This is a genomic window from Stieleria sp. (assembly GCF_041595215.1).
GTDB lineage: Bacteria > Planctomycetota > Planctomycetia > Pirellulales > Pirellulaceae > Stieleria > Stieleria magnilauensis.
The window spans coordinates 1-6,575 of the sequence record NZ_JBFHKV010000426.1 but is presented as its reverse complement, the minus strand read 5'-3'; the positions used below and the strand labels follow the sequence as shown (position 1 = coordinate 6,575).

The 6,575-nt window shown below is 59.5% G+C and carries 4 protein-coding genes and 1 pseudogene; 3 read left to right on the top strand and 2 right to left on the bottom strand.

Annotated features, from left to right (window positions below; translation table 11 throughout):
• Nucleotides 1-1,010 (top strand): GDSL-type esterase/lipase family protein (locus ABX749_RS16965; protein WP_372897012.1); only part of this gene is annotated, 1,010 nt, incomplete at its 5' end.
• Between the two features lie 50 nt (nt 1,011-1,060).
• Here ABX749_RS16965 and ABX749_RS16960 read toward each other — a convergent pair.
• Both ABX749_RS16960 and ABX749_RS16955 read right to left on the bottom strand, forming a co-directional pair.
• On the bottom strand, nt 1,061-1,858 hold the full coding sequence (locus ABX749_RS16960; protein WP_145207720.1) for a lipopolysaccharide assembly protein LapB: 798 nt from the start codon (nt 1,856-1,858) through the stop codon (nt 1,061-1,063).
• 79 nt (nt 1,859-1,937) lie between these two features.
• On the bottom strand, nt 1,938-4,652 hold the full coding sequence (locus tag ABX749_RS16955) for a hypothetical protein (protein ID WP_372897011.1): 2,715 nt from the start codon (nt 4,650-4,652) through the stop codon (nt 1,938-1,940).
• A 595-nt stretch (nt 4,653-5,247) separates the two neighbouring features.
• Between ABX749_RS16955 and ABX749_RS16950 the strand changes: the two genes are divergently transcribed.
• Both ABX749_RS16950 and ABX749_RS16945 read left to right on the top strand, forming a co-directional pair.
• Nucleotides 5,248-5,541: a transcriptional regulator gene (locus tag ABX749_RS16950; protein WP_095739454.1), complete on the top strand. Its 294-nt coding sequence runs from the start codon at nt 5,248-5,250 to the stop codon at nt 5,539-5,541.
• A gap of 206 nt (nt 5,542-5,747) precedes the next feature.
• Nucleotides 5,748-6,575: pseudogene (locus tag ABX749_RS16945) on the top strand (hypothetical protein); the annotation flags it as partial.

Genomic DNA, 6,575 nt, shown 5'->3' with positions numbered 1-6,575 from the left:
GCCGAATGCGGCGTTTGATTTGGGTGCAAAAGTCAAACGACGGTTTGCGACTCGAAAACAATCTGCTGGTCGGAGCGCCGCTGCTGATTGACAGTGAAAGTCAGATTGCACGGCGTGGCAACGTCGTTGCCGACGCATTGGCCGGCATGAAAGCGGAAGTGGGGCAGAGCTTCTTGTCCCCGTCGGAGGTCACTCAAGCCGTTGAATTACCATCGAGGATCGAAGCGAACCGAAAGCAAGCCGCAGCGGAACGCCTTAAACCAGGAGTCCAACGCCCTGAAGTCTTGGCCGCGATGCGTCAGGTTCACGCAGGTTTCGACGGTCAACCAGGCTATGTTGCCCAATTCGGTGATTCAATCACGCACTCGATGGCCTTTTGGACGCCGATCGGCTGGGACGAACCACAACAATATCTCACCCATGATGATGGCGTACCGAAACGGCCCGAGAAGATGCGATGGCGAGACTACGTGAAAGGCACGCGCGACAAGGGGCCCGAGCACGCAAACTATTCTGGCTGGCGACTCGCAGAGATTCTGGGGACGATGAACAACGTGCTGGAACAGCAAAAACCAGAAGCGGCGATCATCATGGTTGGCACGAATGACATTTCCGGTGGGCGGGTTCCAGAAGGGTACCGCGCGGGTCTAGAGGAAGTCGTGGATCGATGCATCACGGTCCACTGCGTGCCGATCTTAAACACCATTCCTCCGCGACGCGGCCACGACGAGGCTGTCGATCACGCGAACAAGATCATCCGAGAGGTTGCCCGTGAAAAGCAAGTCCCGTTGGCCGATTTCCATGCCGAGTGCTTGCGAGTTCGCCCGGGGAAGTCATGGGATGGAACGATCATTTCGAATGACGGCGTCCATCCCAGCGGCGGCGAGTCGAACAACTATAGCGAGGAAAATCTGAAGCACTGTGGGTATGCTCTGCGCAACTGGGTCAACTTCCTCGTTTACCGACAGTTGTACTTCCACGTCTTTGCGGCCGATTCGCCAACGGACTAAACCAGACGCACGCAACGGGACATTCTGCGTCACTCCTGTTCACAGCGAAATCAACCGAACAGCCCTTTCTTGGGCAGGATTGAGGTGGGGCTTCCGATCGCCTTTTCAGATTTCTTGACGGCTTTGCGGAATTCCTTGTCTTTGCCGAACTCGGGGATTCGGACCAACAGATCCTTGAACTCTTCCAGCGCCTCTTCGTGCATTTCCTTGGCTTGATACGCGCCGGCCAACATGTAGAACAAGGACGGGTCGTAGAAGTCGGCCGACTTGCGCAGCGGCTCGAAGTGTTTCGCAGCCTCGTTCGGGTTGCCCGACTGAAGTGCGTCGACGCCTTGGATCCGTTTGCTGGTCGGATGCGCGGGGTCCAACGCGATCGCCTGGTCGAAACATCGATTCGACAGCTCGGTCTGTCCTTGGCGTTCATACCACGATCCGATGTCGATCAGGGTGTCAAAGTCCTTGGCATGCTGCTTGGCGGTTGCCGCGGCAAGCTCCATCGCTTCGTCAAGCTGATTGAAGACCGTCATGCTCTGCAGCAACTCGAGCGCCTTCGACGGGTCGTCCATGTTGTCCGCCAAGCTGGCCAACCCGTTCTCCAAGTTCTCTTCTTTGATCCGCTCCCATTCTTTGAGCGGCATCACACGGTGCCGCCGACAAGCCGAACATTCCCCGATGATCTGCTTCTTGCCCAGCGGGATGACCGGAATGAACAACACAACGACGTAATAACCGGTCTCGTAGTCAGTCAGCGTCACGTGTCGCTGGCATGATTCACAGATACCGCCATAAACGCGCGGGTTCTTTCGGCCGTAGTACTGGGTCCCAATTCCATTGATGGTCGTTGGCATGCTTGACGGCTCGGGATTTTTATCTTGCGTGGGTAGGAGTGATTGCCAACAGCGTAAACAAAATGCGAACGTGCCGGAGCTAGGGAGTGATACTTCGCAAGGGGAGTGCGGGCAACGGGGCGGGATCCCAGACGCGAATTCCGACTTCGTCGACCACGGCTTCTCCATCGCCGATCACCTCAAACATCACCCGCACCTCCGTCTCGCCAGTGCTTTGCCGGTACAGACGAATCGGAGTCCAGTCGGTGGCGCCGCGAACCAAGATCCCCATCTCTTGGCCGCCTAAATTGTCATAGACCAGAATCCCCTGATGCGGCGCACCGAACCCGATCGTGCGAATCATCGCATCGACACGAACGGCCTGGTTGGGCTGAATCCTGACCGTGGGGCTGGAGAGAATCGCGATCGTGCCTTCATAACCGCCGCCGAGTGACTCACCGACCGTCGCGGCGGCGGACAGAGCGATCGCACCTTGGCCGCTGAAGAATCCACGGGACATCCAGCGGGCGTCCGACTGCGCCCGAACCAGTTTTCGCTGTCCAAACGTCCAACCACCGGACGACAAGACATCCGGCTGGTCCAGGCCGCCTGTCGCGATCAAGCTCTCGCTCCAGCCCTCGTCTCCCATCAGGGGCTGCCACGCCGTTTGCAACGTCGGACGCCCTTCATCGAGCGGCGGGCTGCTGACGTGCCGTGGCGAAAACGATGGCAGGGTTCCCGACAGCAGTGCCTGGGAAAGCTGCAGACTGGATCGAACCGACCAGGCGTCGGCGCGGCGCGACAGTCGCAACGTGGCTTCGGCGTCACCGGCACGAAAAACAGCCTCGGCGTCATCGAGCGTTCGACGCGCCGCGGTGAGCAGATCGACCGGCATGATCGCCTCGGTCGCGCCGGAGCTGACGGCATGATCCCAGTCTTGACGAATCTGACGGACCTGATCGACGCACAACTGCCACCGATCCGACGCTGCCCTGGCGGCAAAGCGTCGCGCGGATTGGTCAAGCCGGGCGCCCAGCGACGAATCGGCACTGATCACGATGACTTCTGCGACATCCGGTGAAACGATTTCGATCCGGGCACCGGTGGGTGTCGGGGCGATCTCGATCCGCTGGGCCGAAAAATTGGTCAAACGCCACGCGGTGCGATGGACCATCTCCGGCGGCAACAAGATCTCGACGGCGCGGCCATCACCCGCCAGCACCTGATCGCGAACCGACTGGTCAGACGTCAACAGCAAGAACTGGTCTCCGTCGGCGTCCAGTCGGCCGCAGCGATAGGCGGCGCCCTGAATTCGATAGGCCGCAGACGGGCGTGACGAGGCGATCCACGGCCCCATCATGGCCACAAATCGATTGACATAGCTGAGCGCCATCGATCGCTGATGAGCGAACACCGATCCGGAGACGAGCGACTCGTGTGACCGAAACACAATCGCGCGCGGTGATTGTTCGAGCGATTGAACGACTTGAGTGAACATCGAATGCCAGCGAAAGTTGCCTCCCGGGGGCGCCCCGATCGCAGCACTGATCGATCGATTCATCTCCGCCAACTTTTTCGGGGGCGATGATTCGATCGCAACAGCCACTTCGGTGCCACTGCCGATTCGGGCGCGACGATCCTGGTACAGCAGCGTCTGCTCCGCGGCCAACAATCCCCGACTGCGGAGCGCCGCATCGGAAACGATCGCATCAGCGACCGACGCATAACCCGCCCAACGTTCGACCGGCGCAATCACGATCGGGCGTTGCCAGGTCTCGGGGAATAGTCGCAGACGCCGAACGGTTTGATCGGTTTGTGAAACACGAGAGTTGTCCAGCGCGACGCCCCCGCCGAGGTACCAAGCCATCACGGGATCGAGCAACGCGGCGATCGTCGGATCGGGCGCCACCGGCGGCGGTGCGTAAACGAGCAATTGTGACTGGATCGCGTCACGCAAGAGATCCGCGGTCGGAGGACGCGACAACAAGACCGCATCGAAACCCAACGAGCGAACCCAGTCGAGAGGTTCTCCACGATGTTCCAGGATGCGAATCACGTTGTCCTGTGGAAACGCCGACACCACAACGTTCTGACCGGAACGTTCTGGCGAAGCGGCTGGGCGTCGCATCTGCAACAATCGCGGTACTTGAAGTGAAGCGTTTTCGCCGGGGGCGTCCACGGTCTCGGTTTCACGACTCGACGGCACCATCTCCACACGGCCGTGATCCCCCACCGGAATCATTCCGCGAACGGACACTTGGTCGATCCGCAACGTCGTCGTCCCCGGACCGCTGTAGGCGTTGATCGCAATCCCATCGATGTAGGGATTCTTGACGTTCGCATCACTTCCATGGACCGAGCGCAGCTTTGCAATTTTGATTCGCAACTCGCGCTCCACATTGCCGATCCCAAGCGATTGATATTTGCCAGGATGCTCATAGGTCGCGCCATAGATGATCGCCGCGACGGGGCGTCGGGTCTGTGGATCTCGGACGAACGGAAACCGAACGCGGAAGCCGACCCGTGCGCCCTTGCGGGCACTCATGATCGAAACGTTGGCCACCAGATCATTGAACGCGCGAACCGGTTCGATCGGATAGATCAAGATCGACTCGCTGCCGACGCCGGCTTGAAACGTCAGCGACTCGCAACCGCCACCATCAACCCCGCCACCGGCGAGGTTCTTGTGATCGATCACGCGCGCGTCGCAATCGGAAGTGTCCAGGTGCCAGCGGGGCGGATAGGCATCCAGCGAATCGAACAGATCGGCTCGCGCGGCCGAGTCGTCCAGGAGCCCGAAAACGGTGACAAGCACGGCAATCAAGATGGCAGCGAGGGATGGCTGCCGAGGCGATCCGACCGGGGGCACGGATGCGTCTTTTTCGCTCTTTGCGCGCTCCACACCACCCGGCCTTCGGCCCTGCGGTGCGATCCCGGAACGTTCGCCCGACGGCAAGCTTTGCCGAGCCCGAACGACTGACAACACTTTCGGACGCGGCACTCGGTATTTGAACTTCAATTGTTGACCCAAATCTGCGTTGCCCAAACAATCAGCAGGACGACGGGGACGTCGCTATCGGAGCAACCACTGATAGCCTGCCGGTGACTCGTGTAACAAAGTGTGCGGTTGACGCGACGATGTAGAGAAAACTCCACATCCCGTCGCAACCCGTCGCTTACTACGTAAGACGTTTGTGTATCAAGATTTAGGGTGCCAAGCCAAGCCGAAACGGTGTTGTTTTTTTTCACCGTTTCCTTTTGACAACGCAAAAACTGCGATCACCCTAAACCATTGCCGCAACACACCTTACGCAGAAACCTCGGCTGTGCTGGCTGGATTCGGCATCGCGAGTGCAATGGACGGCAATCAAAGCAACCCTTCAACGTATCTCTCTCCGGAGCCCTGGCGCATGCAAAAGACGACGATCGGATCGAACAAACAAGTTGGCGACGAAGTTCCTCAAGAATTGCGTGAGCTGACTGCAGCGATCGACGCCCTTCCCGCACGCTACCGAGACACTGTCGCGCCGGCGCTTTCACGAGCGATCGATTGCAGCACCCGTCGGCGTCGCATCCTGAACCTCGTCCAAGAGGCCCTGTCGCAACTTCGGTTGGACATGAAATACCTCGTCTTCGACCTCGAAGCGACCCGCCGCGAACGTGATCAGTATCGAGAAATCCTGGAAAAAGAAGACCTGCTCTAAGCGACGTTCCCGATCGAAGTGTTCGACGGGCGGTGTCCGATTCGGCTATCATGCTGCCAATCTCGCCCGCCCCAACCGGACTCACTTGATCGATGAACATGACTCGAACGTTTTGTCTACTTCCTAGTCATCCCGGCTGCCGCTTCCGCTCCCGTTGGTTCGCGTCCCGCGCGGGCGTGAGACCTCTCGCGGCGATCGCGCTGGCGATGATGTGGTCCATTCCAGCGGCGTTTTCAGCCCAGCCCGACTTGGAACAGTCGCTTCAAGCGATTGCCAAGACCGACGGCTCGGTGGCACTCGACCAAGACGCGTCGGCAGCCGCCCACCAACTTCAGTCGCTGCCCAGTTCTCAAGTCACCGATGTTCTGGAGGGTTTTGACAACGCCTCCAAACGCGGGGAAAACTGGCTGCGGGCGATCGCGGCCGATGTCAGTGACAATGGGCCGTTTCCCAAAGACGCGTTGCTGGGGTTCTTTGCCGATCGCTCCAAGAACGCCGACGCTCGCTACGTCGCGTACCAGCTGTTGACCCAACACGACCAGGGGCTGACGTCCGAATTGCTGGCCGATGCCGAAACCGACCCCTCGCTGCCGATCCGTTACCTGAAGATCGAATCGATGATCCAGGCGGGCGCGGAGCTGATGTCGACGCAACCCGATCAGGCCAAGCAGGTCTTTCGCCAGGTGATCGCTCATGGCCGAAGCCCCAAACAGCTGGAAAAGACGGCCAAGCTCCTGGCCGACCTGGACGTTAACATTGACCTCGCCGAAGAACTGGGCATGATGCGTCGTTGGTGGCTGATCGGCCCCTTCGACAACACCGACAGCGAACACTTCGACACGGCCTACGTTCCCGAAAACCGTTACCTCGAATCGGGTTCGCCGATCGCCCGGGATGCCGCCGGCGAACCCAAACCGGAAACAGGAAAGAAACGAACCGTCACGTGGCAACAGATTGAAAGCGACGACAACCTGGGCATGGTCGATCTGAACGGACCGCTGTCCAACGAGAAAGATGCCGCCGCTTACCTGTTT